The sequence below is a fragment of the Kitasatospora sp. NBC_01302 genome, assembly GCF_035976515.1.
Taxonomy (GTDB): domain Bacteria; phylum Actinomycetota; class Actinomycetes; order Streptomycetales; family Streptomycetaceae; genus Kitasatospora.
On the sequence record NZ_CP108404.1, the window covers coordinates 7,508,101 to 7,534,360 of the forward strand.

Consider the following 26,260-nt stretch of genomic DNA (forward strand, 5'->3'; position numbering starts at 1 on the left):
GGAACTGCGGCGTTCCAACTGGCTTGGCCCGGTGCCGAGCTGGCACGGTGGCGGGCATGAAGCCCGTCACCCGTACCCTCGTCCTGCTGGTCTCCGTCGCCTGTGCGCTCGGCGGCACCGCGCCGAGCGGCTCCGCCGCGACCCGCACGAGCCGCGCGAACGAGCCGTATGTGAGCCTGCGTCACCCGCAGGAGGTGCACGGGACCAAGGGCCGCGAGGTGCTGGAGGTCTTCTGGTACGGCTGCCAGCACTCCCAGCTGCTCGAAGCGCCGCTGGAGGAGTGGGCGGCCCGGCAGCCCGCCGACGTGGTGCTGCGCCGGCTGCCCGCCGTGTGGCCCGGCACCTCGGACCAGACGGTCGAACGCGCGCACGCCCGGCTCTACTACACGCTGGACCAGCTCGGCGAGGTCGACCGCCTGCAGCGGGCCGTCTTCCACGCCGTGCGCGACCAGGACCGCGATCTGACCAGCGAGGAGACGGCCGCCGACTGGGCCGAGACGCAGGGCGTGGACCGCGCGCGGTTCACCCGGGCCTACGAGTCCGAGCAGGTGCGCGGCGAGGTCGACCAGGCGCCCCGCGACCTGGCCCGGTACGAGGTCGACGAGCTGCCCAGCGTGGTGGTCCAGGGACGCTACCGGACCTCGCCGACCAAGGCCGGCGGCGTGGACGCGATCCCGGGGGCGCTGGACCGGATGCTCGGCCAGGTGCGCTCCGCCCGTACCGCCTGACCCGAGCCGCCTGACCCGTACCGCCCGACCCCCCGTCCGTACGTCCGGCCCGTCAGTATGTGCGGCCCTTCCAGGCCGCGCCCCGGCCGCGGTAGTGCTGCACCGCCGAGTCCACGGTCATCAGCAGGTAGAGCAGAGCGGTGAACGGCAGCAGCAGCGCGGCCGGGGCCGGGCGGTCGTAGTAGCGGATCATCGGCAGGTAGGTCGCCGTCAGCAGGGCCCAGGCCGCGGCGCCGGTGGCCACCAGCTCCCAGTGGCCGGTCAGCAGCCCGGCCACCGTCGCGACCGGGGGCAGCAGGTAGACCAGCCCCAGCCCGAGCACCGTTCCGAGCAGCAGCGGCGGCGAGTGCCGCAGCTGGGCGTAGGCACTGCGCGAGACCATCCGCCACAGCGGGCCGAGCCCGGGGTAGGGGCGCACGCTCAGCACCCGCAGCTCCTCGGGACGCTCGGCCAGCCCGAGCCAGGTCCGGCCGCCGCTGCGCTTGACGGCCCGGGCCAGCGAGACGTCGTCGATCACCGCGCCCCGGATCGCGGCCACCCCGCCCGCCCGCTCCAGCGCCTCGCGCCGCACCAGCGAGCAGCCGCCGGCAGCCGCGGCCGTGCGGGCGCCGGGGCGGTTGCTCCAGCGGAACGGGTAGAGCTGGGCGAAGAAGTAGACGAAGGCCGGCACGATCAGCCGCTCCCAGCGGGTCTCGGTGCGCAGCCGGGCCATCTGCGAGACCAGGTCGAGCCGCCCGGCCTGGGCACCGGCGACCAGTGCCGCCAGGGTTCCCGGGCCGTGCGCGATGTCGGCGTCGGTGAGCAGCAGCCACTCGACCCCGCCCGCCAGCTCCACCCCGTGCCGCACCGCCCAGAGCTTCCCGGTCCAGCCGGCCGGCAGCGCGGGCGGGGTGGTCACGGTGAGCGGCAGACCCTCCGGGCACTGGTCGGCCAGGGCCCGGGCGACCTGTGCGGTGCCGTCAGAGCTGTGGTCGTCCACCAGGATCACCCGGGCCCGCCCCGGGTACTTCTGGGCCAGCAGCCCCGGCAGGCTCGACGGCAGCACCGCGGCCTCGTCCCGGGCCGGCACCACGACCGCGACCGCGGGCCAGAGCACCGGCTCGGGCCGGTGCGGCGGCATCCGCAGGTCGGTGCGCCAGAAGAAACCCTGGCAGCAGGCCAGCCAGAGCCAGCAGAGCAGCGACAGTCCGGTCACACCGGTCACCCACGGCAGCAGCGTCACGGTGGCAGTCTGCCGCAGCGGCATCGCTTCAGGCGGCCGCCCGGCCGGATCCGCTAGGGTCGTACCCTGTGAAGATCGCACTGATGGACTCCGGAATTGGATTGCTTCCGGCCGCGGCCGCTCTGCGGAACCTGCGCCCGGACGTCGATCTCGTCCTTTCCAGCGACCCCGAGAGCATGCCCTGGGGACTGCGTGCCACCGAGGACCTCGTCGAGCACGCGCTGGGCTGCGCCCGGGCGGCGGCCGCGCAGCGTCCGGACGCGCTGGTGGTGGCCTGCAACACCGCCACCGTGCACGCGCTGGCCGCGATCCGTGCCGAGTTGGAGCCCGAGCTGCCGGTGATCGGCACCGTGCCGGCGATCAAGCCGGCCGCCCGCGGCGGCGGCCCGGTGGCGATCTGGGCCACCCCGGCCACCACCGGCAGCCCCTACCAGCGCGCGCTGATCGCGGACTTCGCGGGTGACGCGCAGGTGACCGAAGTCCCGTGCCCCGGACTGGCCGACGCGGTGGAGCACGCCGACGAGGCGGGCCGGGCGGCGGCGATCGAGGCCGCCGCCGCGCTCACCCCGCCGGGCACGGTGGCCGTGGTGCTCGGCTGCACGCACTACGAGCTGGTCGCCGAGTCGATCCGCACGGCGCTGGCGCCGACCGCGCACCCGGAGCTGGTGCTGCACGGCTCCGCCGACGCGGTGGTCGCCCAGGTGCTGCGCCGGCTGCCCGCCGAGGCCCTGGCCCGCCGGGGGAGCGGCACCCTGACGGTGCTGCACGCCGGCCGGCCGCACCCGCTGCCCGCGGCGGCGGCCTGCTACCCGCAGGGGCGGGCGCTCGGCCAGCCGCAGAGCGTGGCGGCCGGCGCGCACTGACGCGACGGACCCGGGCGGCGCGCGTCGATGACGTGCGCTGCCCGGCGGTCAGCTGCCGACCAGGCGCTGCGCCCCGCGCCAGCGGCTGACCGCCGGGTGCAGCCCGGACAGGACCGCCTCGAACTGGTCCCCGTCGCAGCCCGGGTCCACGGTCAGGCGGCTGACCCGCAGCGCCTCGCGCGGCAGCCGCGGATTGAGCCGGTGGTCGGCCAGGAAGGCGCTGCGGTAGCCGAGTTCGGCGAGCAGCCGGGCCGCGCGCACGTCGTGGCCGCCGCCAGGGTAGGCGAAGGCGGTGGGGGCGGTGCCGAGCCAGCCGGTCAGGGTCCGGTGCGCGGTGCGGATCTCGGCCTGCACGGTGTCGTCGTCGCAGTGCCGCAGCTCCGGATCCCCGAGGGTCTGGCTGCCGATCGCCACCTGTCCGGCTGCCAGCTGGCGCAGCTGCTCGGGCGTCAGCCGCTGCCGGTGCGGCGGGCGGACCGGCGAGCTGACCCGCAGTTCGTGCAGGCTGCGGCGGCGGTCCGGGTCGGGCAGCGCGGCCAGCTGCGCCAGCCGGGCGGGCAGCCCGTCGGCGGTGACGGCGCGCGCGTAGCCGCCGTTGGCCAGCAGGAAGGCGGCCTCCTGGCGCCAGGACGGGCGGTCGGTGCCGACCAGCTCGGTCACCACGAAGGCGACCGCGGGCAGCCGGCGGGCGGTCAGCGCGGGCAACGCGTGGTCCAGCACGCCGCGGTCGGCGTCGTCGAAGGTGATCAGCACACTGCGCGGCGGCAGCGGCCGGCCCTCGCGCAGCGCCTGCTCCAGGGCGGGCAGCGACACCGGGACGGCGACCCGGCACAGCCGGTCCAGCTGCGCACCGAAGGCGCGCCGGTCGGTCACCCGGCGGTAGGCCAGCACCGCCAGCCGGCGGGCCGCGCAGGCGCGGAAGAGCGGCTGCGCGGGGGAGTGGCGCAGCCAGTGCACCAGACGGTCGGTGCCGGCCGGCGCCGGCTGCTCGGGGGCGAGGGCCGGTGCCGGGCGCGACCTGGGCCCGACGAGCCCGGGCGTGATCGCCCGCCACGCGGCCGACCACAGGTCGGGCGTGGTCATCTGGTCCGGCGTACTGGCATCCGGTCGCGGCACAGTGCCCCCAAGGCGCGGCCGGGCGGACCCGGCAAGGAGATCGCTCTACGTACTACCGACTCGTACGTAATCCGGATGGTTGTACGCGATGGGTACGACACCTTGAACCGGTTTGCGCGGGGGCGGCGGATCCAGGGGAGAGGGGTGGCGCGCGGGCGGCGGGATCAGGCGGCCGGCCGGGTGCGGAACCACTCGACCGTCCGCTCCAGCCCCACCCGCAGCGGCACCGGCGCGAGGCCGGGGAAGAGGGAGCGCAGCAGGGCGTCGTCGGCCACCGAGTCACGCACGTCACCGGCCCGGGGCCCGGAGTGCGTCACCTCCAGCGGTCGCCCGAGGACGGCGGCGAGCTCGTCGACCAGCTCCAGCAGGGTGGTCCGGGTGCCGAGGGCGACGTTGACCGGCGCCGGATGGACCACCCGGCGCACCACCGCCTCGGTGAACACCCGCGCCACCGTGCCGACATAGGTGAAGTCGCGGCTCTGGCGGCCGTCGCCGTGCACGGTCAGCGGCCGGCCGGCCAGTGCGGCGGCCACGAAGGACGGGACCACCGCGGCGTACGCGTGCCCGGCCGGCTGCAGCGGACCGAAGACGTTGAACAGCCGCAGCGGCAGCACGTCCAGCCCGTAGCAGTGGTGGTAGGCCGCCAGGTAGCCCTCGGCGGCCAGCTTGCTCACCGCGTAGGGGCTCAGCGGCTCGGCCCGCATGGTCTCGCGCTTGGGCAGTTCGCGGTTGGCCCCGTAGACCGAGGACGAGGAGGCCGCCGCGACGTAGAGGCCGCCGGCCCGCCGGGCCGCCTCCAGCACCTGCAGGGTGCCGGTGGTGTTGACCTCGTGGCTGGCCAGCGGGTCGGCCACCGAGCGCGGCACCGAGGGCAGCGCGGCCAGGTGGACCACCGCGTCGGCCCCGGCGAAGGCCGCGTCGAGCAGGCCGGGATCGAGGATCGAGCCGTCGTACAGCGTGGCGTCGCAGCCGGCCAGGTCGGCCTTGGCGCCGCCGGTGAGGTCGTCGACCACCCGGACCTCGGTGACCTCGGGACGCTCCAGCAGCGCCGCCACCAGGTTGGCGCCGATGAAACCGGCTCCGCCGGTGACGACCACGCGCATCGCGGGGCCTCCTCCCGGAAGTACGAGGGCTCGTCGGTCCGGGCCGGGGGCGGCCGGGACGCGCAGCCGATCGTAGCCGACCGGACACGGTCCGTGTAGACCCCGTCGGCGGATGAGAGCGGACTCATAGCCTCCGCCGCCGCCGCCCGGCGGTGGCGGCCATCGGTGGCGTCCGGTGGGCCGGCGGACCGCCGTGCGGGCTCAGAGCTTGCGCTGCCGGTAGGTCTCCTCCGCGGCCTCCACCACCGCGGCCAGGTCGCCGCCGGCCGAGGCGGTCAGCACGGCCACCACCGCGCCCTCCACGAACGGGGCGTCGGCGAACCGCACCGGGAACGGCAGACCGTGCTCGTCGGCGGCCGCCAGCACCGCGGCCACCGTCTGGACGGCCGAGGGCAGGTCGGCCAGCACCGCCACGCCGTGGCCCTGGTCCACCCGCCGGGCCGCCGCCGCGATCAGCAGCGCGCTGCTGCCCAGGCCGTCGCCCGGCTGTCCGCCGGTCGCCGCGACGGGGGCCGGGTCATCGGTCCCCGACATCGCGCGGGCCAGGTCGGCGGTGTCCTGCGCCAGCTCCCCGCTGTGCGAGACCAGCACGACGCCGACCCGGCCCAGCGCGGCCGAGCGGAGCGGGGCCTGGCTCGGCACCCGGGCGGCCGAGGGCGCCTCCCCGATCGGGATGACGTCCGCCCCGTTCCCGCCCCGCGGGCTGATCTGCCCCATCGGCTGCTCCCAGCTCTCCCGGCCTCTCCCGCCGCCCGCGTGCGGGGGCCGCGCCCGACCGGCGCCGGCCGTGCCCACTCTCGCAAACGCGGCTCGCCGCCCGGGCCCCGCCGCGCCGGTCGGGCCCGGCCCGGGCAGGATCCGCCGATAGCACGACCGCTGCCCGTGCGGGGCCCGCTCCCGCCGATGCCCGCCGCCGGGGGTGGAGTTCGTGCACAGGCCGCCCCGGCCGGGTCGTCGGCCGTTACGCTGACCCCCCTGAAGGACGTTCGGGAGGAGCACGACCAGTGACAACCGAGACCGCCGGGGCCGGCCAGAGCGCCCAGGGCACGGAGAGCGTGCCCGCGGCGCGCAAGCCCAAGTTGGACACCACCGGCGCGGAGTGGCTCTCCGCGAAGCAGGAGGACGGCTCTCCGGGTGACGTGCAGATCGCCTTCGTCGACGGCTACATCGCCATGCGCGACGGGCGCTTTCCCGACGGCCCGGTGCTGGTCTTCACGCCGGAGGAGTGGCGGGCCTTCGTGCTCGGCGCCCAGGACGGCGAGTTCGACCTGACCTGAGCCGCGGAGTTCCGGCCCGAGGGCCGTCGGTCCACCGACCGGCGGCCCTTCGCGTGTCCGGGCCCGGGGGTATCGGCGGGCGCCGCAGGCGGCGCGCACAACAGGCAGGCGCCGTGCCGACCGCCCCCACGCGGTCGTGCACGGCGCCTGCTGTACGACCCGGTTCGCGAAACCGGGTTTCCCTCCCGAGGTTCCCCGGGGCCGGCCCGAGTGGACCGGTCCCGTCGCCGGGAGGCTGGCGGCGGGACCCTGAGGGTCCAGGCCGCCGGTGCCCGGGATCCGAACGCCCCCACGCGTCGGTGTCCCGAGCGCGGTTCACGAGCGCGACGAAGTCGGGGAACCCGTGAACCAGGCTTTGGGTGAAAGAGTGACAGACTCGGGCAAACTCACTAGCGCAACAGCCGCAGTCGCCGCACGACGGTGTGCCAACGGAGGATGGGCGCACACGAATGCGCCACAGCAGGCCACCCCCACGTGGACGGACCACAGCAGCTGCCGTACATCCGCGACCGTAGCCCGGACGGTTGCTCAGCGTCAACATTCGTCTCGGAGCGTGGAGCTCGCGCACGTGTGAACGTCTGGCAAACGCGCCTCGGCGCCGCCCCGTGCGGTCGCGCGCCCCCGGGCACGTACGATGGCGACATGTCATTTCTCCGCCGCCGCTCCGGCACCCCCGCGGGCCCGGACTTCGACGTCCTCGCGATGGACCCGGGCGACTGGCCAGGCCTCTTCGGCGCCGCGGTGATGACCGGCCCGGACGGCTCCTGCCAGGGGATCTTCCTGCGCTACGACCTGTTCGGCGGTCGCGGCCCGGCGATGTTCATCGGCAACCTGCCCGAGGGCTCGCCCGCGCGCGACACCGCGGACGGCGTCCCGTTCGAGGTCAGACAACTGCTGGCGGCGCTGGAGCTGGACGAGCCGGTCGAGTTCGTCTCGGCCGAGGACTTCCCGGTGATGCTCGGCGACGATCTGCTGATCGTGAAGAAGGTCAAGGTCTCCGAGGAGCGGGTGTTCTGCGCCCAGTTCGACCGGAGCGACCAGGTGCAGGTCACCATCGCCTCCTGGGACCGGCCGATCGCGGACGACCTCTACCAGCTGCTCAAGCCGCTGCCGGCGGACCTCTTCCAGCAGGGCTGACCGACCGGCGCGTTCGGATGCGCCGGCGCGACGGGCGTTGCGTCAGGTGTTCGACCATTGCTTGACGTGCTCGATCAACACTTCGTACAGTCACGGCATGCCGTCCCGCCGCCCGCTGCTGACCAGGCGCAGCTATCTGGACCTGCGGCGGACCGCCAGCGCGATCTGTCGCTAGGAAGCGTCGGCCTCAGGGCCTGTTCGGCGGAGCCTGCCGGACAGGCCCTGAGGCCGTGTCTCGCCATTTCCCGCCGGGCGCGCGACGCCGGGCATCCCTCCCCGGCCCTCGGCCGGGGGACCCCCACGGACGCACCGGAGGCAGCAGCGCCATGACCACCCGTTCCGAACGCCCGCCAGTCGATCAGTCATCGGTCGAGCACCCGTCAGCGGCCGGGCAGCGGGCCGAGGTTGCCGAGGCGCTGGCCGGACTGCCCCGGGTGGTCGACCTGCTGGCCGCCCGCGCCGAGGAGCACGACCGTGACGCGACCTTCCCCTACCAGGGCGTCGAGGCGGTGCACGAGGCCGGCCTGCTCACCCTGACGGTCGGTCAGCGCTTCGGCGGACCGGGCGGCACGCTCGCCGACACCGTCCAGGTGCTGGCCGAACTCGGCCGCGGCGACGCCTCGGTGGCCCTGGTCACCGCCTGCACCCTGCTGCTCCACGCCGAGCAGACGCGTGCCGCGTACTGGCCGGCCGCCGCCTACCGCCGGCTGCTGACCGAGTCCCGCCGCGGACCCGCGCTGGTGAACACGTTGGAGGTGGAGCCGGGCCGGACCGCGCCGCTGACCGCCCGGCGCAACGGCACGGGCTGGCTGCTGACCGGCCGGTGGAGCGGCTGCACCGGCGCCGAGGCGCTGGCCTGGCTGGTGGTGCGGGCCGAGACCGACGAGCCGCACCCGCGCGGTGGACTCTTCCTGGTCCGGGGCGAGAGCCCGGGAGTCGAGGTCGATCCGGTCTGGGACCAGCTGGGTCTGCGGGCCAGTGCGGGGCACGACGTGGTCCTGACCGAGGTCGAGGTGCCGGCCGAGGCGGCTCTCGGGCTGCGGCCGGTGCCGGGCGACCCGGGCGCGGCGGGGACCGGGGCCGATCCGGTGGCCGCGGCGGCCACCGCCTGGCGGGACCTGGCGCTGGCGGCGGTGCAGCTGGGCATCGGCCGGGCGGCCCGGGACTGGTTGGTGCGCTTCCTCAACCAGCGCACTCCGGCCAATCTGGCCGAGCCGCTGGGGACCCTGCCGCGCTACCAGGCGGCGCTCGGCGAGGTGGAGAGCGCGCTGATCGGGGCGCAGGAGCTGGTGGCGGGCCTGGCGGCGCGGATCGACGCGGGGGAGACCGGGGCCCTGGAGCGCACCGGCCCGGCCCAACTGGTGGTCACCCGCGCGGTGGTGGACGCGGTGCAGCGGGCGGTGGCGCTCACCGGCAGCCCGGGGCTGAGCCGGCGCCACCCGCTGGAGCGCTACCTGCGCGACGCGCTCAGCGCCCGGCAGCACGGGCGCTGCGAGGAGACGATGCTGGCGCAGACGGGGCGGGCCGCCCTGGCCCGGGCCGGCCGCTCGCGCGGGGTCTGACCGGCCGTCGGACGACGGCCCGGCCCCGGCCGACCGGGGCCGGCCGAATCCCGTCGTCCCGACCGCCCCATGCGCACCGGCCCCACCGGTGGAACCGGCAGCACCGCCAGGAGCTGCAGCACCGGCAGCACCGGTTCTGCCCGTCCCACTCAGCGCGTCCCCACCGCGGCCCGCACCGCGCGGCGGGCGAGGGCCGCGTCGTCGTAGAGCCGACGGATCATCAGCCGCTGCTCCTCGCCCGCCCCCGGCACGTCGTAGATCCGCAGCTCGCGCATCAGCACCAGCACCAGGTTGACCAGGAAGGCGTCCCGCGCCACCGTGCCGCCGAGCTGGGCGAGCTGGGCGATCTGCCGTCGCGCCGCGGTGTCCCCGGAGAGCACGCTCCACAGCACCGCCAGGTCGTAGCCGGGCAGGTACCAGCCGGCCTGCTCCCAGTCGAGCAGCACCGGGCCCGAGGGCGCCAGCATGATGTTGCTGAGCAGCGCGTCGCCGTGGCACAGCTGCCAGCCGGTGTGCGTCAGGCCGTGCAGCAGTTGCCGCAGGTCGCCGGCGTCGCGGTCGGTCAGCTGGCCCACCGAGTGGTAGCGGCCGATCTCGAAGTGGTAGTCGAGCGGCTGCTGGAAGACGTCGGTGGGCGGGCGCCAGAGGTTCAGCGCGCGGACCGAGCCGAGCACGGCCCGCACCTCGCCCGGCGTCGGGGCGTTGGCCGGGTGGCGCTCGACGGCGGCCGGGCGGCCCGGGATCCGTTCCATCACCAGCACGCAGCGGTCGTGGTCGGCCGCCACCAGCCGCGGCATCCGCACCGGCGGCCGGTGCCGGACGAAGGCGCGGTAGATCGCCACCTCGCGACGGAACCGCTCCACCAGCAGAGCCCGCTGGTCGCCCTGCACCGCCTGCGGGGAGAGGCACTTGGCGACCACGGCGGTGCGGCCGATCAGCCCGGTGATCAGGATGTGCGCCCCGTCCTCGCGCAGCACCTGACGCGCCGAGAAGGCGGGACATATCCGCGTGATGTGGGCGAGCGCGGCCCGCACGGCCGGGGTGGCGAGCGCGGCGGTGTCGACCCGCTCGACCAGGGGGGCGGCCGGCTGGGGTGCGCGGGGGCGCAGCAGGCGCTCGCCGGCGCGCGGCAGGAACCCGGGTGCCTCGATGCGCCCGGCAGGGCGGGCGGGCAGAGCTGGCTTCGGCCCGGGCCGGCGGACCGCCACGGAGGACGGCGGCCGTTGAACGGTCCCGGTCCGGGGCGCGGTGGGGGAAGTCGCGGAGGAGTACATGAGGGGGAGGGAGTCCCTTCCTTGCCGACGGCATATGTCAGGTCAGCCAGCTGCGGCTGTCCGGCGGGGCTGGACGGCGGCGCCCTGGCGCGTCAACCGGTGCTGCTGGGCGTCACCACTCGCTGGTGCGTGCGACGGCGCACGGGGGGTGTGCTCCGGCGTACCCGGCGCGGTGGCCGCCCGGGGTGGGTGGGACCGGATGGCTGGCCGGGTCGGATGGGACGCCGGACCGGGTCCGGCCGCCTTGCCGGACCCGCGCACCCTGGGGAAATGCGCTGGTCCGCCCTGGCGGCCGGGCCCGGCGCCGACGCGCCACCCGGTCGCGCCACCCCCCTCGCCAGGCCGCCGGGGCGGTCCGTCAGCCTGTGCGCTCGGACCGGTTCGGACCGCCGAGCCCAGTGCTGCCAAGGCCCGGAAGGATCCGGAGCCCCGGGGTGGGGTTGCGCATTCATAGCTGACACCTTGAGTGCACTGGCTCACCAGTTGGCGTGCCCTGGCGAAGCCTGGCGAATGCTCGCGTGGCACATGACAGCGCATTAGGCTCGAACCAGCCGAGGAGCCTGGGGGCTTGATGTGAGCAGCGGACCCAACACCAGACTCGCCGATCTGTTCGCCCTGACCGGTTGGTCGAAGGGTGAGCTGGCCCGGCTGGTCAACCGGCGTGGTGCGGCGATGGGGCAGCAGCAGCTCTCCACCGACACCTCGCGGGTGCGGCGTTGGATCGAGCGCGGGGAGGTGCCGCGCGATCCGGTGCCGCGGGTGCTGGCCGCGGTGTTCACCGAGCGGCTCGGCCGTGTCGTCTCCATCGAGGACCTCGGTCTGGCGCGACATCGGCGATCAAGTACGGCCGGGGCGGGTGGCGCCACGGCCGAAGAGCCGGAGCGGACGGCCGAGATCCTCACCGAGTTCACGGGAATGGATCTCATGCTCAACCGACGTCAACAGGCCGATACGGCCCCGGTACTGCCGGGCCTCTCAGCAATCCCCGACTCCCTGCACCGCTGGCTCTCCGGCGAGAGCGTCAGTTACGCCGCCGACCGTCCCGGTGCCCGCCGGGTGATCACCGGGCAACTGCCCGGGAGTTCGGGCAAGCCGATCGTGGACGTCTACGAGTCGGGGCCGGCCGGCGTGGAGGAGGTCGCGGCCCTGGAGCGCTCGTTCGAGGTCTTCCGGGCCTGGGACGCCTCCCGCGGCGGCGGCCTGCAGCGCAAGGCGGTGATCGGCCAGCTCAACGAGGTGGGCGGTCTGCTGACCCACCGCCATCCGCCGGAGCTGGCGCGCAGACTGTGGCTGGTGGCGGCCAACCTGGCCGCGCTGGCCGGCTGGATGTCGCACGACATCGGCCTGGAGGTCACCGGGCAGCGCTACTTCGTGATCGCCGCGCAGGCCGCCCGGGAGGCGGGCGACCGGCCCAGGGCGGGGGAGGCGATCTCGCGCTGCGCCCGCCAATTGCTGCACTACGGCCGGGCCGACGAGGCGCTCGACCTGATGCGGATGGCCCGTTCCGGTGCCGGGCCGGACACCTCGCCGCTGACCCGGGCGATGTTCAACACGGTCGAGGCCTGGGCGCAGGCCTCACTGGGCCGCTCCCAGGAGGTGGTGCGGCTGCTCGGGGAGGCCGAGGAGCTGTACGTGCGGGGGGTGGGCGAGCCGCAGCCGAGCTGGATGCAGACCTTCAACGAGGCCGAGCTGCGCGGTATGCAGTCGCTGGTCTACCGCACCCTGGCGGAGCACGATCCGGCGGCGGCGCCGCGGGCGGTGGCCCAGGTGGCGGACGCGATCCGGCTGCGCGAGGGGCAGGGACAGGAGCGGTCCGGCATCTTCGACCTGATCTCGTACGCCGCGGTGCACTGGATCACCGGGGAGCCGGAGCAGGGCGAGCTGCAGACCCGGGCGGTGCTGGCGAGGATCGGTGACACCTCCTCGCACCGCACCTGGGACCGGCTGCGGCGGATGGACGAGCTGGCCGCGCGCTACCAGGGGCTGCCCGCGGTGGCCGAGCTGCGGGCCGAGATCAGGGCGGCGGTGCCACCGGCCCGCCGCCCTGCCGGCTGAGGCCGACCGGTTCCCACCGCTCGGCGCGGATCCCTGGTCAGGGGGTCTCGACTCAGAGGGTGTCGACGGCCGCGCTGTGGACCTGGTCCCAGGCCTCCTGGACGTAGCGCTCGCGCTCGACCAGGCTCAGGGCCGGGAAGTACTCCTTGAGCCGCTCCACCACGGTCTGCTCGGGCTCGTGGCACTCGTGCAGCAGGAACGCGGCCTTGTGAAGAATCTGGCTGTCCATGATCGGTCCTCCCTCGGTGCAGGCCCGCCCTGTGCCGACGCTGCGGCCGACAGCATATGTGCGCTCGGCGGCAACTGATCGCCGGGGGCGCCGTGACACGGTGCCCGGGGCGGCGGTACAGAGAGAGGGGAGGCACGCGCGCGGCGTGGCCCGCGGCTCAGCCCGCGGTGCGCAGCACCATGCGCAGCGAGACCACCTGGCCGTCGGGGCCGAGCACCGGGCGGCCCGAGCAGTGCACGGCGGGGCCCCGGTCGCCGGGCGCCAGCAGGTGGACCACGCCGTCCAGCGGCCGGCCGTGGACCAGGGCCGCGGTCACCATCCGGCAGAGCGCCGGGCGGTCCTGCGGCACCAGTTGGCCCGGCAGCTGGTCGAGCGTGAGGGGGCCGAGGCCGGGATCGCGGGCGAGCACCTGGTAGGCGTCCGCCTCCCAGCGCACGGTGTCGCGGAGCAGGTCCCACTCGACGGCCGCCGTGGTCGGGGCCGGGGGAGCGCTGGGCAGGTGGAGACTCATCGACGTGTCCCACGGGGGTGAGGGTGACGGGCGGTGGGATGGTGTGGGACGACTGTCGCACACCATCACCCTCCGTGTGGGGGTAATGGCAGAAACAGCGGGACTTTTCATCTGGCATATGCCGGAAGCGTCTGCCGGCCGGGGTGGGCGAGGGCGGGCCGGCCGGACCGGGGCGCCGCCGCCGGATCGGCCCGCCCTGGTGGCCCAGTGGCCGGTGGGTCGGCCGGGCTCCCGGCAAAACCACTGGTCAGGGCCGGTTCTGCCGAGGCGGGTGCGTCCAGGGCGGCCAGGCGGTAACCTACGGTGATTCCGGCGCCCGGGCGCCCGCCCAGCGTGACCATCAGACCCCCGGCGACGGAAATCCCGTTGCCATGACGACCGCCGCAACGGATGCTGACCTCATGTTCGAGCCCGTGATAGCCCCAAGCGCCAGCCTCCTCGGCCTGCTCCAGCGAGGACGCGGTGACGGGCAGTTGCATGCGCTCGCAGCCGACCGTGACGAGGCGATCGCCGCCCTGGAGGAGTGCGTCACCAGCGACCCGCGCGCCGACTGGCAGGTCGAGAACCGCTCCCTCTACTACGCCCGCGTCTACATGGACCTGGAAGCCCCGCTCGGCGGCATCGAGCAGCACCTGAGCCACCCCGACGACCTGCTCGACCCCGACGAGCAGCGCACGGGCCTGGCGCTGGCGGTCCTGGGCCACCTGGCGGGCTACGGCCGGCGCGACGCGCTGCTGCTGCTGCGCCAGTACGCCGCCACCGGCAGCAACTGGGCCTGGGCGCTGGACGAGCTGGCGCTGCGCGACGAGGACGAGGCGCTGCTGGCGCTGGCCCCCGCCGTGCTGGGCCGCTTCCCGGCCACCGAGCAGGGCGAGGCGGACCTGCGCGCGGCGATCCGCGCCGCCTACGAACCACGCGCCTGGCGCCTGTGGGCCGAGCACCACCCGCGGGTGGCCGCCGCCAGCGAGCAGTCCCCCTTCGACCTGTGGCAACGGCAGCTGAACCGGGGCGGGGTGACCCCGGGCTGGAGCGTGGCCGACGTGCTCGCCTGGGCCGACCAGGCCGACACCGCGGCCCGCCCCGAGCCGGAGGCGGTCGAGCGCCGCGCCGCGGCTGCCGCGCGCTGCCTGGCCGCCGTGGCCCGGCCCGAGGACCGCGACACCCTGTTCGCCGCCGCCCGCGACGGTGCCGAGGGCGCCCGCCGGGCCGCGCTGCGGCACCTGGTCGACCAGGACGATCCGGCGCTCACCGAGCTGATCGAGGCCGCTGCCGCCGACGCCGACGAGCGGGTGGTGCGCGCCGCGCTCGAGGTGCTGGCCCGGATGCGCGGCCCGCGTGCCCTGGCCCGGGCCCGCCGTTGGGCCGACCCGGCCACCGGCGGCGCGGACAGCGCGCTCGGCGAGGCCGCGGTGCTGCTGCTCGCCGACATCGGCGAGCCGTCGGACGCCCCCGCGGTGGTGGCGGGCCTGCGGCGGTGGGTGCTGGTGCACGGCGTGCGCGGCGCCCAACTGGGCGGCCTGGTGGACGGTGTGGGGCGGCTGGCCGCCGCCGGCGCCGCTCCGATCCTGCGCCACATCTACGGTGAGGCGGCCTCCTCCGACCTGCGCGGCCGGGCCGCGCAGGCGCTGGCCGCCACCGACCGCTACTTCGCCTGCGGCACCGCGGTCGAGTGCCTGTGGGACTGTGAGGAGTCCACCCGGGAACTCGCCGCCCGCCATGTGGTGACCACCGGCGACGCCCGGGTGCTGGAGCGGCTGCGCAGGCTGGCCGCCGATCCCGCCGAGGAGGCCGAGGTGCACGCCGCGGTGCGTGGCCGGCTGACCTCACGCGGCCCGGCCGGGGCTTAGCTCCCAGGCTCGCGCCGCCACCGGGCCTGCCACCGCGCTCGCTGCCGACGGGCCTGCGGCCGCCGCGCTCGCCGGCACCGGGCCGGCCGCCGCCTGGGAGCTCGGTGGCGCGCTGCCCGCCGATGCCGGGGCGCGGTAGCGCCAGAGGGCCGGACAGGCCGCCGCGGTGGTCAGCATCACCAGCACGCCGCCGCCGCCGATCGCCCAGCTCGTCCCGTACGCCGCACCCGCCGCGCCGTGCGCCAGGCCCGCCAGCCGTGGCCCGCCGGCGGCGATCACGGTGTCGGCGCCCTGCAGCCGCCCGCGCATCGCGTCCGTCACGGCGTCCTGCAGGATCGTCTTGCGGAAGGCGCTCAGCACCACCAGCGCCCCGCCGCCCGCCGCCAGCAGCGCCGCCGCCGGCCAGAGCGAGCGGACCAGGCCGAAGCCGGCCATCGCCAGCCCCCAGGCGCAGACCGCGCCCACCACCATCGCGCCGTGCCGCCGGATCCGGCTGAAGCTGCCCGAGCAGCCGCCCGCGAGCAGCGCGCCGACCGAGAGCGCGGCCGACAGCACACCGATCACCGGCCCGCCGGCCGGCTCGCCGAACACCTCGCGGGCCCGCTGCGGGAAGAGCGCCACCGGCATGCCGAAGAACATCGCGGTGAAGTCGGCGAGGTAGGCGGCCAACAGGATCCGACAGCCGACCAGGTGGCGCAGACCGGCGCCGATCGAGCGCGCTGCGGGCCGGGGCGCAGCGCCCCCGGCGGGCGGCATCGCGGGCAGCCGCCGCACGCCGAGCAGCGCGCCCAGCAGGGCGAGGGCGTCCAGCAGGTAGAGCGGGGCCAGGCCGCCCGCCGCGAGCAGCGCACCGGCCAGCAGTGGTCCGCCGATGCCGCCGAGCCAGCTCACCGTGGACTGCAGCGCGTTGGCGGCGGGCAGCAGCTCGGCGGGCACCAGGCGGGGCACCACCGCGCCGCGGACGGCGGTGTTGGCCCCGAAGCAGGCCTGCTGGGCGGCGATCAGGAGCAGCAGGACGAGCGGGTCGGCGCCGCCGGCGGCGGCCTGGGCCCAGAGCAGCAGCGAGCAGAGCGCGATGCCCGCGTTGCCGAGCAGCAGCACCCGGCGCCGGTCGGTGCTGTCGGCCAGCGCGCCGCCCCAGAGCGCGGCGAGCACCAGCGGCAGCAGTCCGGCCGCACTGCCCAGACCCACCCAGAGCGAGGAGCCGGTCCGGTGGAAGAGCTGGAGCGGCACCGCGAAGGCGGTGAGCTGCCCGCCCACGGCGGTGACGGCGGAGCCGAGCCAGAGCCGGCGGAAGGCGGGCAGTCGCAGCGGCCGGGCGTCGAGGAAGGCGGTGCGCAGCGGCATCGCCTCAGCCCGCCTCGGTGCCGGCCGGCTCGGCGACCACGTCGGCCACCGCGCAGGCGATGTTGTCCGGGCCGCCCGCCCGGTTGGCCAGCGCGATCAGCTGCTGCACCAGCTGCTCGGGCTCGGCGATCGTGCTCAGTGCAGTGTGCAGCCGGGACTCGGGCACCACCGCGCTCAGCCCGTCCGAGCAGAGCAGGTAGCGGTCCCCGGCCCTGGCGGTGTGCAGCGACAGGTCGGGCCGGGCGTCGCCGACCGGCCCGCTCAGCGCGCGCAGCAGCAGCGCGCGCTGCGGGTGCGAGGCGGCCTCCGCGGCGGTGATCCGGCCCTCGTCCACCATCGCCTGCACGAGCGTGTGGTCGTGGGTGATCTGGAACAGCTCGCCCTCCCGCAGCAGGTAGGCCCGGGAGTCCCCGATGTGCACCAGGGCCAGGCGGGAGCCGGTCAGCAGCAGCGCGGTGAGCGTGGTGCCCGCCTCGCCCGGCACCGACCCGACGCCGGTGCGCACCGCCTCGGCCAGCGCGTTCAGCAGGTCGCCCGGGCCCACGGCGGCCGCGTCGAAGCTCTTCAGGGCCGCCACCGCGGCCCCGGCCGCCTGCGGGCCGCCGAAGCCGTCCGCGACGGCCACCAGCGCGCCGCCCGCGTAGGCGGCGTCCTCGTTGCGGGCCCGGACCAGGCCCTGGTCGGTGCGGGCGGCGTAGCGCAGCCCGAGCGTGGTGGTCATGGTGGTCCTCCCAGTGAGGTGGTCGACGAGGAGGGCGACCAGGTCCTGCCGGGCGGCGGTGTCGGCCAGCACGGTGTCCCAGTAGGCGGTCAGCTCGCGGGCCGCCTGCTCGGGCGCCAGCTCGCAGAGCCGGCCGATCCGGGCCAGCGGCAGGCCGATCCGGCGCAGGTGGGCGACCAGCCGGGCGCGCTCCAGCTGCTCGCGGCGGTAGAAGCGGTAGCCGGAGACCGGGTCCACCTCGGCCGGGCGCAGCAGGCCGAGCTCGTCGTAGAGCCGCAGCGCTTTCGGCGTCAGCCCGCAGGTCCGGGCGAAGGCGCCGATGGTGAGCCGGTCCATCCGTGGGTCCTCCTCGTACCGGGCGTTCGGCCCGGTGGGAAGGATGCTGGGCCTTCCCCCAGGGGGAAGGTCAACGGGGACGGACGATCACCGCCGGGGCCGGCACGAAACGTACCGGAGCGCCCGGGCACGGCCACCGCTCAGCCCGTCACCGGGCCGGGGACCGGGACGAACCGCACCCGCGCGCCCGGGCGCAGCAGCGCGGGCGGCTCCCGGTCGGCGTCCCAGAGCACCAGGTCGGTGCGGCCCAGCAGCTGCCAGCCGCCGGGGGAGGAGCGCGGATAGACCCCGGTGTACTCGCCGGCCACCGCCACCGCGCCGGGCGGCACGGCGGCGCGCGGGGTGGCCCGGCGGGGCACGGCCCGGTCGGCGGGCAGGCCGGTCAGGTAGCCGAAGCCGGGCGCGAAGCCGCAGAACGCCACCCGGTACTCGATCCCGCTGTGCAGCGCCACCGCCTGCGCGGGCGTGACCCCCCAGTGCGCGGCCACCGCCGCCAGGTCGGCGCCGTCGTAGACGGTCGGGACCTCGATCAGCGGCCCCTCGGGCGGGGCGTCCCCGGCCACCCGCCAGCTGCCGAGCCGCCCGGCCAGCTCGGCGGGCCTGGGCAGGCCGTCCAGCAGCACGGTGCGCGCGGCCGGGACGATCTCGGTGGCCCCGCCGAGCCCGCCGCGCGCCCGTTCGGCCAGCAGCCGGGCGTAGAGCGCGGCCACCTGCGGCCCCGAGTCGACCTCCAGGAGCAGCGCGTGGTCGCCCACCGCCCGGACCGTCACGGTGCCCTGGCGGTCCATCAGGTGAACGCCTCGACCCGGATCCCGGCCGAGGCCAGCGCCCCGCGCACCCGCCAGGCCAGCTGGGTGGCGCCCGGGGTGTCGCCGTGGACGCAGAGCGAGCGGGCGTCGACGGCCACCGGCTCGCCGCCGATCGCCGTCACCAGGCCGTCCCTGGCCATCCCGACCGCGCGCGCGATCACCGTCTCGGGATCGTGCACCACGGCGTCCGCGTCGGTGCGCGGGACGAGCGTGCCGGCCCAGGTGTAGGCCCGGTCGGCGAAGGCCTCGGTCACCGCGGGCAGGCCCACCCCCTCGGCCACCGCCAGCAGCTTGGAGCCCGGCAGCCCGAGCACCGGCAGCGGCCCGTCGCAGACCGCGCCGGCCCGCAGCACGCCCGCGACCACCGCCTCGGCCTGCTCGCTGTCGGCCACCACCCGGTTGTAGAGCGCGCCGTGCGGCTTGACGTAGCTCACCCGGGAGCCGGCCGCGCGGGCGAACACCTGCAGGGCGCCGATCTGGTAGGCCACCTCGTCGGCCAGCTCGTCGGGCGGCACGTCCATCGCCCGGCGGCCGAAACCGGCCAGGTCCCGGTAGGAGACCTGGGCGCCGATCCGCACGCCGCGCTCGGCGGCCAGCGCGCAGACCCGGCGCATCGTGGCGGGGTCGCCCGCGTGGAACCCGCAGGCCACGTTGGCGCTGGTCACGACCGAGAGCAGGGCTTCGTCATCGGTCAGTGTCCAGCGTCCGAACCCCTCGCCGAGGTCCGCGTTGAGATCGATCACCGCACCGGTCACGAGCGATTGCCTCCCAGAGCTGCTGCGGATGCCCAAGGGGGATGGTAGGGCCTCTCGGTTGGCCGGAGCCGCCCCGGTCACCCCGTTGGCTGTGCGGGGCGTGCGCCTGATTGCGCAGCGGACGGTTCGACGGGCTCGGGGCGGCCGATCGGCCGGGCCTTTGGGTACGAGTGCGCCGGTACCGGGAGAAAGGGGTACAGCCACCCCGTTTCGGACCATGTCCCTGTGGGGCCCTAATCTTGTCCACCGTGACCGTCATCGCAGATCAACCCGCCGAGCGTGAGCTCCGCCCGCCCGCCGGCGGCACCCGCCCCGCGCCCGGGCCGGCGGCCGACGAGGGCCTGGCCCGTCGGCTGAAGGCGCTGGCCTGCACCGCGCCGCTGCACGACCTGGACAACCGCAAGGTGAACCTGGCCGGCGAGTACGGCGGTTACGCGATGGCCGAGGTCGGCCTGGCGGCGATCGACCTGGTCACCCTGCACATGGACTTCGACACCGGCGCGGACCGCGAGATAGTGCTCGCCCGCCTGCTGCCCAGGGTCGCCGCCCAGCACCCCGAGCGCTCGGGCACCGAGCACCAGCGGGTGGCCCGCTGGGTGCTGGAGTCGCTGATCAACGTCGGCAGCGTGGACCGCGGCTTCCGCGCGGTCTACGGCACCTTCGCCGCCGACGGCGGCTACGTCCGGCGCGACTACGACTTCAAGCTGATCGAGGAGGTCCCCGGGCCGGACGGCGGGGTCTACCTGCGCACCACCGACGAGGCGGTCAACGTCCTGGTCGGCGCGCTGGACACCGACGTCACCTCCGCCCAGATCGCCGCCGAGGTCAAGCTGGAGGTGCTGATCCGCCGCGGCCGGCTGGCCGACGCGCAGCTCGCCGCCGAGCAGGCCCGCTACCGCACCGTCCAGTACGCCGAGACGCTGCGCCGCGCGCTGGACGCCACCCGGCGCAACGTGCGCGCCGTCGACTGGATGCGGGCCGTCCCCGACCTGATCGACGAGGCGCTCGACCACATCGCCGACCGCTACCGGCACGAGAACGCGATCCTCACCAACATCCGCCGGGCCCGCGACGAGGCCGAGAGCGCGGAGCACAAGCGGCAGGCCGCCGAGCTGGTCGACATCGTCAAGGACTGCATCCGCCGGCACACCCAGCTGCAGACCAGGCTGCTGGAGGCCGGGCCGCTGTTCCGCGCCGAACAGGACCGCCAGGCCTTCGCCGCGCCCACCGCCCGCTCCGGCATCGACCTCTACGGGCACCTGCTGGCGCCCGTGCTGCGGCTGCCGATAGACCAGGCGATCCGGCCCACCGACGCGTTCTTCGCCCGCGGCACCGGGCTGCGCACGCCCACCGCCACCCGGCTGGCCGACCTGGTCGACCTGCTGCTCACCCCGCCGGTGGAGCGCGAGCACCTGGGCGCCGAGCTGCCGGACCCCGACCTGGTGGCCACCCCCGACGACAGCCGCTTCTCCGAGGCCCAGCTGGAGGCCGCCCTGGTGCTGCTCGACCTGCCCGCGGACGCGCCGCGCCGGCTCTCCGGCCTGCTCGCCGACGCCCGCCGGCAGGACCCGGAACTGCCGTACCTGGTCGCGCTGCTGGCGGTGCACGCGGCCAGCCCGCCGGTCGGCACCGCCTACCGCCAGGGCGAGGAGCGGCTGCTCTTCGCGGTCGACGACGGCAGCACGCTCGCCGACCCCGAGTTCGGCGGCGCCGACCTGATCGTCGGCAGCGCGCTGCTGGACGCGGTCGGCATGGCGGCGGACCGGCAGGACGCCCAGTGACCAGCACCCATCAGCCCCAGGCCCTCACCCGTACCCAGGAGCACCTCTCGTGACGACGCCGCACGACGACGCCCAGCCGCGCGAGAGCGCGGTCACCCCCGCGGACGTCGCCGACGCCGCCCGGCTGGTCTCGTTCGGTCTGCAGGCCAAGCTGCTGCCCGCGCGCGACGCCGAGTACACCGAGCTGGTCCGCCGCCACCGCGAGGACCCGCCGTTCGCCCGGCTGGCCGACGCGGTGGCCACCGGGCTCGGCCTGGTGGTGCTGGAGGTCTCGGTGCGGGCCGGCATGGCGCTGGCCGCCGCCGAGGACTCGGTCTTCGCGGTCAAGATGGGCGACTACTCGCGCCGCGCCGCCTCCGAGACCACCGACCGCTTCCTGCACGGCCTGGCACACCTGGCCGTCGCCGCCCTGGCCTTCCCCCGCCCCGAGGACCTGGCCGACGAGGGCTACCTGGGCCGGGTGACCGTCAACGGCGTGGACGCCTTCGTCCGCCAGGCCTGCCGCCGGCTGGAGGAGCAGGCCGAGCAGGCCGGCGACAACACCGACCCGGCCAGCGACGCGCCGGGCCTGGAGGCGGCCTGGCGGGTCTGGGCCCGCCGCTCCACCACCGGCGCCACCAAGGACGCCCGCCGGCTGGCCGGCTCCACCATCGGGATCACCGGCAAGGCGGTGGCCTTCCTGGTCGACTCCGGCTTCCTGCAGAAGACTTCGGACGATGCCGGCGGCACCTACCGCACCACCGCCCGCTACCAGCTCCAGGTGCGCGACCTGGCGGGCAGCGCCGCGATGGCCGAGCTGCTCGACCTGGGGGTGGTCCTGGTGACCGACGGCACGGCCACCCTGCTGCCCGCCGACCAGAGCGAGGAACTGGTGGCCGACGCCGGCCTGCCGTTCCACTCGCTCTGAGTCCGGGCGCTCCGAGTCCGCCCGCCCGGGCGGACAGCCGCTCGGAGTCCGTGAGTCCGTCGCCGTGAGTCCCCGAGACCTCCCTAGCTGAAAGTCGGTTCATGTACGAGCTCAACCGGGTCCGCCTCTACTCCATCGGCCCGGCCGGCGCCCGCTATGCCGACACCGTGCTGGACCTGCGCGGTGTCGGTGAGCCGGTGGCCAACCCCGCCCCGCAGCAGCCGGGCCTGTTCGGCGAGGAGCCGCAGGGTCCGCCGCGCCGCCCGGCCCCGGCCGGTGTGCTCTTCCTGGAGAACGGCGGCGGCAAGTCGGTCCTGCTCAAGCTGATCTTCTCGGTGATGCTGCCGGGCCACCGCAACACGCTCGGCGGCGCCAGCTCCGGCGTGCTGCGCAAGTTCCTGCTGGCCGACGACTGCGGCCACGTGGCGCTGGAGTGGCAGCACACCGTGACCGGCGAGCTGATCGTGGTCGGCAAGGTCAGCGAGTGGCGCGGGCGTCAGGTCTCCTCCGACCCGCGCAAGTTCGCCGAGACCTGGTACTCCTTCCGGCCCGGCCCCGGCCTGAGCCTGGACGCGCTGCCGGTCGCCGAGCGGGCCCCCCTCGGCGACCCCAGCGCCCGCCCGCGCGGCCGGCGCCGCACCATGAAGGGCTTCCGCGACGCCCTCACCGAGGCCGGCAAGGCCTACCCGTACCTCGACCTCACCTTCGAGGACGGCCACGACCGCTGGACCGAGCACCTCGGTGACCTCGGCCTGGACCCCGAACTCTTCCGCTACCAGCGCGAGATGAACGCCGACGAGGGCGAGGCGGCCGGTCTCTTCGCGGTCAAGCACGACGCCGACTTCACCGACCTGCTGCTGCGCGCGGTCACCGACACCCGGGACACCGACGGCCTGGCCGACCTGGTGCACGGCTTCGCCGCCAAGCTCGGCCGGCGCGGCGAACTGACCGCCGAGCGCGACTTCACCGGCGGCTCGCTCGACCTGCTGGAGCGGATCGTCACGGCCACCACCGCCCGCGAGACGGTCCGCGAGGCGCACCGCGGCGCCGAGCGCCGCACCCGCCGCCTCGCCCAGGCGCTCGCCGCCCGGGCCGGCGCCGAGCGGGACCGGGCCCAGGACCTCGCCATCGAGGTGGCCGCCGCCGCGAGCGCGGTCACCGCCGCCGAGGGCGACCGGACCCGGCACGCGCTGATCACCGCCGAGCTGACCCACCGGCACGCCACCCTGAGCCTGGCCGCCGCCACCACCGAGGCCGCCGGGCTGCGCCGCGAACTGCTCGACGCCCGCACGCTGTACTCCGCCTGGCAGGCCGCCGAGGCCGTGCTGCGCCAGCGCGCCGCCGCCGACCGGGCGGCCCGGGTGGCCGTCGCGATCCGGGAGGCCGAGCTGGACGCCGCCCCGGCGCTGGCCGCCCGCGCCCAGGCCGCCGGTGCGCTCGCCCACGCGCTGGAGGCCGCCGCCGGCACCGCCGAGGAGCGGGCCGAGGCCGAGGAGGCCCGCTCCGCCGAGCTGCAGGAGGACGGCGCCCGCGCCCAGGCCGACTCGCTGGCCGCCGCCACCGCCGCACAGAAGGCCCGTTCGGACGCCGAGCACCTGCGCCAGCGCCTGGCCGAGGTCGAGCAGGAGACCCAGGCCGCGGTGGCCGCCGGCTGGATCGACCCGACCACCGAGGAGCCCGACCCGGCCCGCGCCGCGCTGCACGCCGCCGACGCCGAACAGGCCGCCACCGCCGGCCTGGAGCAGGCCCGCGCCGCCGCCGAGCAGGCCACCGCCCGCACCCGCGAGGCCGCCGCCGCCGAGGGCCGCGCCGAGCTCGCCGCCGCGCGGGCCAGCGACGCCCGCAGCGCCACCCAGCGCGCGCTGGCCGCCGAGCGGCGCACCGCCGTGCAGCTGGCCGCCGAGCCCCGGCTGGCCGAGCTGCTGGGGCTGGATCCCTACTACGACGGCGAGGGTGACGACGCCTCGGGTGCCCTCACCCCCGACGTGCTGGACCGCGCCGCCGAGGACCTCGCGGAGCTGCTCGAAGGCGCGGTGAGCAGCGCCGAGCGGACCCTGTTCGACCTGCGCACCGCTGCCGCCGACGACTCCCGGATCCTGGCCGCGCTCGGCGACGGCGGTCTGCTGCCGCCCGGCCCCGACGTGCTCGCCACCGTGGAGTTCCTCGGCGAGCAGGGCGTGCCCGCGCTGCCCGGCTGGCGCTACCTGGCCCAGTCGGTCGACCCGCTGGACCACGAGGCGATCCTGGCCGCCCGCCCCGAACTGGTCGACGGCGTGGTGGTCACCGACCCGTCCTCGCTCGAGCGGGCCCGGGAGGCGCTGCAGGCCGCCGCGCTGCTGCCGCGCTCCACCGTCGCGGTCGGCACCGCCGCCGCACTGATCGCCCCGATCACCGACGAACCGACGTTCTTCCTGGTGCCGCCGAACCCGGCCATGCACGACGAGTCCGCCGCCGACACCGAGCGCCGCGAGCTGCGCGCGCGGGCCGGCGCCCGTGACGAGCAGATCCGCACGCTCGCCGCCCGGCTCGGCGCCGACCGCGCGCTCGCCGCCCGGCTCGCCTCCTGGCAGGCCAGCTGCCCGCCCGGCACCCTGGCCGAACTGGCCGAGGCCACCAGCGCCGCCGCCGAGCAGGCCGAGCTCGCCGCCGCCCAGCTCGCCGCCGCCCGGGCCGACCACACCGAGGCCGAGGCCGACCGGGTGGCCGCCGTCGCCGTCCACGAGGAGCGCCGGGAGGCCGCCCAGCAGACCCGCCGCCGCGCGGACGCGCTGGCCGGCCTCGCCTTCCGGCTGCGCGAGCGGCCCAGCTGGACCCGCTCGCTGCGCGAACTGGCCGAGGACGCCGCCGAGTGCGAGCGCCGCCAGGCGGCCTGCGCCGAGCGCGCCCAGGCCTGCGACGAGGACCGCCGCGCCGCCCAGCGCGCCGCCGACGACGCCCGCCGCACCGCGCGCACGCTGCGCGCCGAACGCGCCGAGCTGTCCGGCATCGTCACCCCCGCCGAGGAGCTGCCCACCGCCTCGCTGCCCGCGCTGCGCGAGGCCTACCGGGCCGCCGCCCAGCTCTACGAGAAGGTCGGTGTGGGCGCCGACCTGCGCGCCGAGCAGGCCCGCGCGGAGAGCGACGAGACCGCCGCGCAGGCCGAGCTGGACCGGCTGACCAACAAGGTCCGCACCCGTGCCGAGGAGCTGCTGAACAGCCCCGACGGCGCCGACGGCCCGGCCCGGCAGGCCGCCGCCGGCCGCGCCGAGGAGCTGGTCGCCACCATCGAGGCGCGCTCGGCCGTCGCCAGCGAGCAGCTCGGCCGGCTGCGCGGCGAGGTCGAGCGCTCGGCCCCGGCCGGCGGCGAGGAGGCGCACACCGAGCTGCCCGCGGAGCTCGTCCCCACCGACCCCGAGCACGCCCAGCAGCTGCTGCGCGTGGCCACCGGCGAACTGGCCGAGCGGCGCGAGGCGTTGGAGAGCGCCCGGATCGAGCACGGCGAGCTGCTGCGCACCCTGCAGTCCGCGCAGTCGGCCGCCGCCGACTTCGACGAGGCGGCCGCCCAGCTGCGCGACGGTCTGCGCGACCACGCCCCCGACGAGGGCGAGGCGCCCACCGAGCCGTACCTGGACTCGCTCGCCGAGGCCCGCAGCGCGGCCACCGAGACCCGCCGCGCGCTGCGCACCGCCTCCGCCGAGCTGACCGCCGCCGACCTCGCGGTGCGCGACGCGAGCGACGCGCTGGTCCGGCACGCCAACGCGGCCCGCTACGAGGCCGTGCGCACCCCCGCCCGCCAGCAGATCCGCGAACTGCCGGCCGCCGCGCTGCCCGAGCACGCCGCCGCCTGGGCCGCCGCCTTCGCCCCCCGGCTGCGGGTGCTCACCGACGAGCTGACCCAGCTGGAGCGCAACCGCGGCTCCATCGTGGACCGGCTGCGTGGACTGGTGGAGAGCTCGCTGGCCACGCTGCGCGCCGCCCAGCGGCTCTCCCGGCTGCCCGAGGGGCTGGGGGAGTGGTCGGGCCAGGAGTTCCTGCGGATCCGCTTCGAGGACCCGGACCAGACGGTGCTCGCCGAACGGCTCGGCGAGGTGATCGACGAGGCGACCATGGCCGCCGTGCGCAAGAACTCCGACCTGCGGCGCGACGGCATGTCCCTGCTGCTGCGCGCGGTGGCCGCCGCGATCGGGCCCAAGGGCGTCTCGGTGGAGATCCTCAAGCCCGACGCGGTGCTGCGCGCCGAGCGGGTGAGCGTGGGTCAGATGTCCGACGTCTTCTCCGGCGGCCAGCTGCTGACGGCGGCCATCGCGCTCTACTGCACGATGGCCGCGCTGCGGGCCAACGACCGCGGCCAGTCACAGCTGCGGCACGCGGGCACGCTCTTCCTGGACAACCCGATCGGGCGCGCCAACGCCACGTACCTGCTGGAGCTGCAGCGCGCGGTGGCCGACGCGCTGGGCGTCCAGCTGATCTACACCACCGGGCTGTTCGACACCACCGCGCTGGCCGAGTTCCCGCTGGTCATCCGGCTGCGCAACGACGCCGACCTGCGGGCCGGGCTCAAGTACATCTCGGTCGAGGAGCACCTGCGCCCCGGCCTGCCGGCCCCGCAGGACCCGGACGGCCCGGTGATCCACGGCGAGATCACGGCCACCCGGATGTTCAAGCGCCCGGCGGAGGCGGCGGTTGCGACGGACTGAGGCC

General features: G+C 76.2%; 21 protein-coding genes. 10 read left to right on the top strand and 11 right to left on the bottom strand.

Going from position 1 to position 26,260, the window contains the following annotated elements; translation table 11 throughout:
- The first annotated feature begins 56 nt into the window (after positions 1 to 56).
- A complete protein-coding gene (locus OG294_RS32925; RefSeq protein ID WP_327070201.1) occupies positions 57 to 728 on the top strand; it encodes a thiol:disulfide interchange protein DsbA/DsbL in 672 nt (223 codons plus the stop codon).
- Positions 729 to 780: 52 nt separating this feature from the next.
- On the opposite strand, the gene OG294_RS32930 is transcribed toward OG294_RS32925, so the two are convergent.
- Entirely contained in the window at positions 781 to 1,974 is a 1,194-nt protein-coding gene (locus OG294_RS32930; protein WP_442789265.1) for a glycosyltransferase, read from the bottom strand.
- A 44-nt stretch (positions 1,975 to 2,018) separates the two neighbouring features.
- On the opposite strand from OG294_RS32930, the gene OG294_RS32935 reads away from it, so the two are divergent.
- On the top strand, positions 2,019 to 2,813 hold the full coding sequence (locus OG294_RS32935; protein WP_327070203.1) for a glutamate racemase: 795 nt from the start codon (positions 2,019 to 2,021) through the stop codon (positions 2,811 to 2,813).
- A 48-nt stretch (positions 2,814 to 2,861) separates the two neighbouring features.
- Here OG294_RS32935 and OG294_RS32940 read toward each other — a convergent pair whose 3' ends face one another.
- From OG294_RS32940 to OG294_RS32950, 3 genes are all read right to left on the bottom strand, one after another.
- Positions 2,862 to 3,896, bottom strand: coding sequence for a polysaccharide deacetylase family protein (locus OG294_RS32940; RefSeq protein WP_327070204.1), 1,035 nt, complete (start codon positions 3,894 to 3,896; stop codon positions 2,862 to 2,864).
- Between the two features lie 197 nt (positions 3,897 to 4,093).
- Positions 4,094 to 5,032: an NAD-dependent epimerase/dehydratase family protein gene (locus tag OG294_RS32945; RefSeq protein WP_327070205.1), complete on the bottom strand. Its 939-nt coding sequence runs from the start codon at positions 5,030 to 5,032 to the stop codon at positions 4,094 to 4,096.
- 201 nt (positions 5,033 to 5,233) lie between these two features.
- Positions 5,234 to 5,749, bottom strand: coding sequence for a PTS-dependent dihydroxyacetone kinase phosphotransferase subunit DhaM (locus OG294_RS32950; RefSeq protein WP_327070206.1), 516 nt, complete (start codon positions 5,747 to 5,749; stop codon positions 5,234 to 5,236).
- A gap of 338 nt (positions 5,750 to 6,087) precedes the next feature.
- On the opposite strand from OG294_RS32950, the gene OG294_RS32955 reads away from it, so the two are divergent.
- The 3 genes from OG294_RS32955 (at position 6,088) to OG294_RS32965 (ending at position 9,008) form a co-directional block, all read left to right on the top strand.
- Entirely contained in the window at positions 6,088 to 6,309 is a 222-nt protein-coding gene (locus OG294_RS32955; RefSeq protein ID WP_327071759.1) for a DUF397 domain-containing protein, read from the top strand.
- Between the two features lie 642 nt (positions 6,310 to 6,951).
- Positions 6,952 to 7,446, top strand: coding sequence for a hypothetical protein (locus OG294_RS32960; protein ID WP_327070207.1), 495 nt, complete (start codon positions 6,952 to 6,954; stop codon positions 7,444 to 7,446).
- 326 nt (positions 7,447 to 7,772) lie between these two features.
- Positions 7,773 to 9,008: an acyl-CoA dehydrogenase family protein gene (locus OG294_RS32965; protein WP_327070208.1), complete on the top strand. Its 1,236-nt coding sequence runs from the start codon at positions 7,773 to 7,775 to the stop codon at positions 9,006 to 9,008.
- Between the two features lie 149 nt (positions 9,009 to 9,157).
- On the opposite strand, the gene OG294_RS32970 is transcribed toward OG294_RS32965, so the two are convergent.
- The gene (locus OG294_RS32970) at positions 9,158 to 10,282 is read right to left on the bottom strand and encodes a phosphotransferase (protein WP_327070209.1); all 1,125 of its coding nucleotides are present in this window, start codon (positions 10,280 to 10,282) and stop codon (positions 9,158 to 9,160) included.
- A 573-nt stretch (positions 10,283 to 10,855) separates the two neighbouring features.
- Between OG294_RS32970 and OG294_RS32975 the strand changes: the two genes are divergently transcribed.
- Positions 10,856 to 12,337, top strand: coding sequence for a DNA-binding protein NsdB (locus OG294_RS32975; RefSeq protein WP_327070210.1), 1,482 nt, complete (start codon positions 10,856 to 10,858; stop codon positions 12,335 to 12,337).
- 52 nt (positions 12,338 to 12,389) lie between these two features.
- On the opposite strand, the gene OG294_RS32980 is transcribed toward OG294_RS32975, so the two are convergent.
- Positions 12,390 to 12,566 (bottom strand): hypothetical protein, encoded by a 177-nt coding sequence (locus tag OG294_RS32980; protein ID WP_327070211.1) that lies wholly within the window; start codon positions 12,564 to 12,566, stop codon positions 12,390 to 12,392.
- Positions 12,567 to 12,723: 157 nt separating this feature from the next.
- Positions 12,724 to 13,077, bottom strand: coding sequence for a hypothetical protein (locus OG294_RS32985; RefSeq protein ID WP_327070212.1), 354 nt, complete (start codon positions 13,075 to 13,077; stop codon positions 12,724 to 12,726).
- Positions 13,078 to 13,478: 401 nt separating this feature from the next.
- Between OG294_RS32985 and OG294_RS32990 the strand changes: the two genes are divergently transcribed.
- The gene (locus OG294_RS32990; protein WP_327070213.1) at positions 13,479 to 14,924 is read left to right on the top strand and encodes a HEAT repeat domain-containing protein; all 1,446 of its coding nucleotides are present in this window, start codon (positions 13,479 to 13,481) and stop codon (positions 14,922 to 14,924) included.
- On the opposite strand, the gene OG294_RS32995 is transcribed toward OG294_RS32990, so the two are convergent.
- The 4 genes from OG294_RS32995 to OG294_RS33010 form a co-directional block, all read right to left on the bottom strand.
- Positions 14,901 to 16,271: an MFS transporter gene (locus OG294_RS32995; RefSeq protein WP_327070214.1), complete on the bottom strand. Its 1,371-nt coding sequence runs from the start codon at positions 16,269 to 16,271 to the stop codon at positions 14,901 to 14,903. The genes OG294_RS32990 and OG294_RS32995 overlap by 24 nt on opposite strands.
- Positions 16,272 to 16,275: 4 nt before the next feature.
- A complete protein-coding gene (locus OG294_RS33000) occupies positions 16,276 to 17,328 on the bottom strand; it encodes a MerR family transcriptional regulator (RefSeq protein ID WP_327070215.1) in 1,053 nt (350 codons plus the stop codon).
- Positions 17,329 to 17,468: 140 nt separating this feature from the next.
- Positions 17,469 to 18,116: a 5-oxoprolinase subunit PxpB gene (gene pxpB / locus OG294_RS33005; protein ID WP_327070216.1), complete on the bottom strand. Its 648-nt coding sequence runs from the start codon at positions 18,114 to 18,116 to the stop codon at positions 17,469 to 17,471.
- Positions 18,116 to 18,892, bottom strand: a complete 777-nt coding sequence (locus OG294_RS33010; protein WP_327070217.1) for a LamB/YcsF family protein — start codon at positions 18,890 to 18,892, stop codon at positions 18,116 to 18,118. Before OG294_RS33010 ends, pxpB begins: the two co-directional genes overlap by 1 nt.
- 248 nt (positions 18,893 to 19,140) lie before the next feature.
- Between OG294_RS33010 and OG294_RS33015 the strand changes: the two genes are divergently transcribed.
- The 3 genes from OG294_RS33015 (at position 19,141) to OG294_RS33025 (ending at position 26,256) form a co-directional block, all read left to right on the top strand.
- Entirely contained in the window at positions 19,141 to 20,673 is a 1,533-nt protein-coding gene (locus OG294_RS33015; RefSeq protein ID WP_442789266.1) for a hypothetical protein, read from the top strand.
- A 49-nt stretch (positions 20,674 to 20,722) separates the two neighbouring features.
- On the top strand, positions 20,723 to 21,580 hold the full coding sequence (locus tag OG294_RS33020) for a hypothetical protein (protein WP_327070218.1): 858 nt from the start codon (positions 20,723 to 20,725) through the stop codon (positions 21,578 to 21,580).
- Between the two features lie 101 nt (positions 21,581 to 21,681).
- Entirely contained in the window at positions 21,682 to 26,256 is a 4,575-nt protein-coding gene (locus OG294_RS33025; RefSeq protein WP_327070219.1) for a hypothetical protein, read from the top strand.
- The last annotated feature ends 4 nt before the right edge of the window (positions 26,257 to 26,260 follow it).

Excerpts from the sequence above, each read along its gene's own strand:
- OG294_RS32925 (WP_327070201.1), top strand. The coding sequence starts at position 57 with ATGAAGCCCGTCACCCGTACCCTCGTCCTGCTGGTCTCCGTCGCCTGT.
- OG294_RS32930 (WP_442789265.1), bottom strand. The coding sequence starts at position 1,974 with ATGCCGCTGCGGCAGACTGCCACCGTGACGCTGCTGCCGTGGGTGACC.
- OG294_RS32940 (WP_327070204.1), bottom strand. The coding sequence starts at position 3,896 with ATGACCACGCCCGACCTGTGGTCGGCCGCGTGGCGGGCGATCACGCCC.
- OG294_RS32945 (WP_327070205.1), bottom strand. The coding sequence starts at position 5,032 with ATGCGCGTGGTCGTCACCGGCGGAGCCGGTTTCATCGGCGCCAACCTG.
- OG294_RS32950 (WP_327070206.1), bottom strand. The coding sequence starts at position 5,749 with ATGGGGCAGATCAGCCCGCGGGGCGGGAACGGGGCGGACGTCATCCCG.
- OG294_RS32960 (WP_327070207.1), top strand. The coding sequence starts at position 6,952 with ATGTCATTTCTCCGCCGCCGCTCCGGCACCCCCGCGGGCCCGGACTTC.
- OG294_RS32965 (WP_327070208.1), top strand. The coding sequence starts at position 7,773 with ATGACCACCCGTTCCGAACGCCCGCCAGTCGATCAGTCATCGGTCGAG.
- OG294_RS32970 (WP_327070209.1), bottom strand. The coding sequence starts at position 10,282 with ATGTACTCCTCCGCGACTTCCCCCACCGCGCCCCGGACCGGGACCGTT.
- OG294_RS32980 (WP_327070211.1), bottom strand. The coding sequence starts at position 12,566 with ATGGACAGCCAGATTCTTCACAAGGCCGCGTTCCTGCTGCACGAGTGC.
- OG294_RS32985 (WP_327070212.1), bottom strand. The coding sequence starts at position 13,077 with ATGAGTCTCCACCTGCCCAGCGCTCCCCCGGCCCCGACCACGGCGGCC.
- OG294_RS32990 (WP_327070213.1), top strand. The coding sequence starts at position 13,479 with ATGTTCGAGCCCGTGATAGCCCCAAGCGCCAGCCTCCTCGGCCTGCTC.
- OG294_RS32995 (WP_327070214.1), bottom strand. The coding sequence starts at position 16,271 with ATGCCGCTGCGCACCGCCTTCCTCGACGCCCGGCCGCTGCGACTGCCC.
- OG294_RS33000 (WP_327070215.1), bottom strand. The coding sequence starts at position 17,328 with ATGGACCGGCTCACCATCGGCGCCTTCGCCCGGACCTGCGGGCTGACG.
- pxpB (WP_327070216.1), bottom strand. The coding sequence starts at position 18,116 with ATGGACCGCCAGGGCACCGTGACGGTCCGGGCGGTGGGCGACCACGCG.
- OG294_RS33025 (WP_327070219.1), top strand. The coding sequence starts at position 21,682 with ATGTACGAGCTCAACCGGGTCCGCCTCTACTCCATCGGCCCGGCCGGC.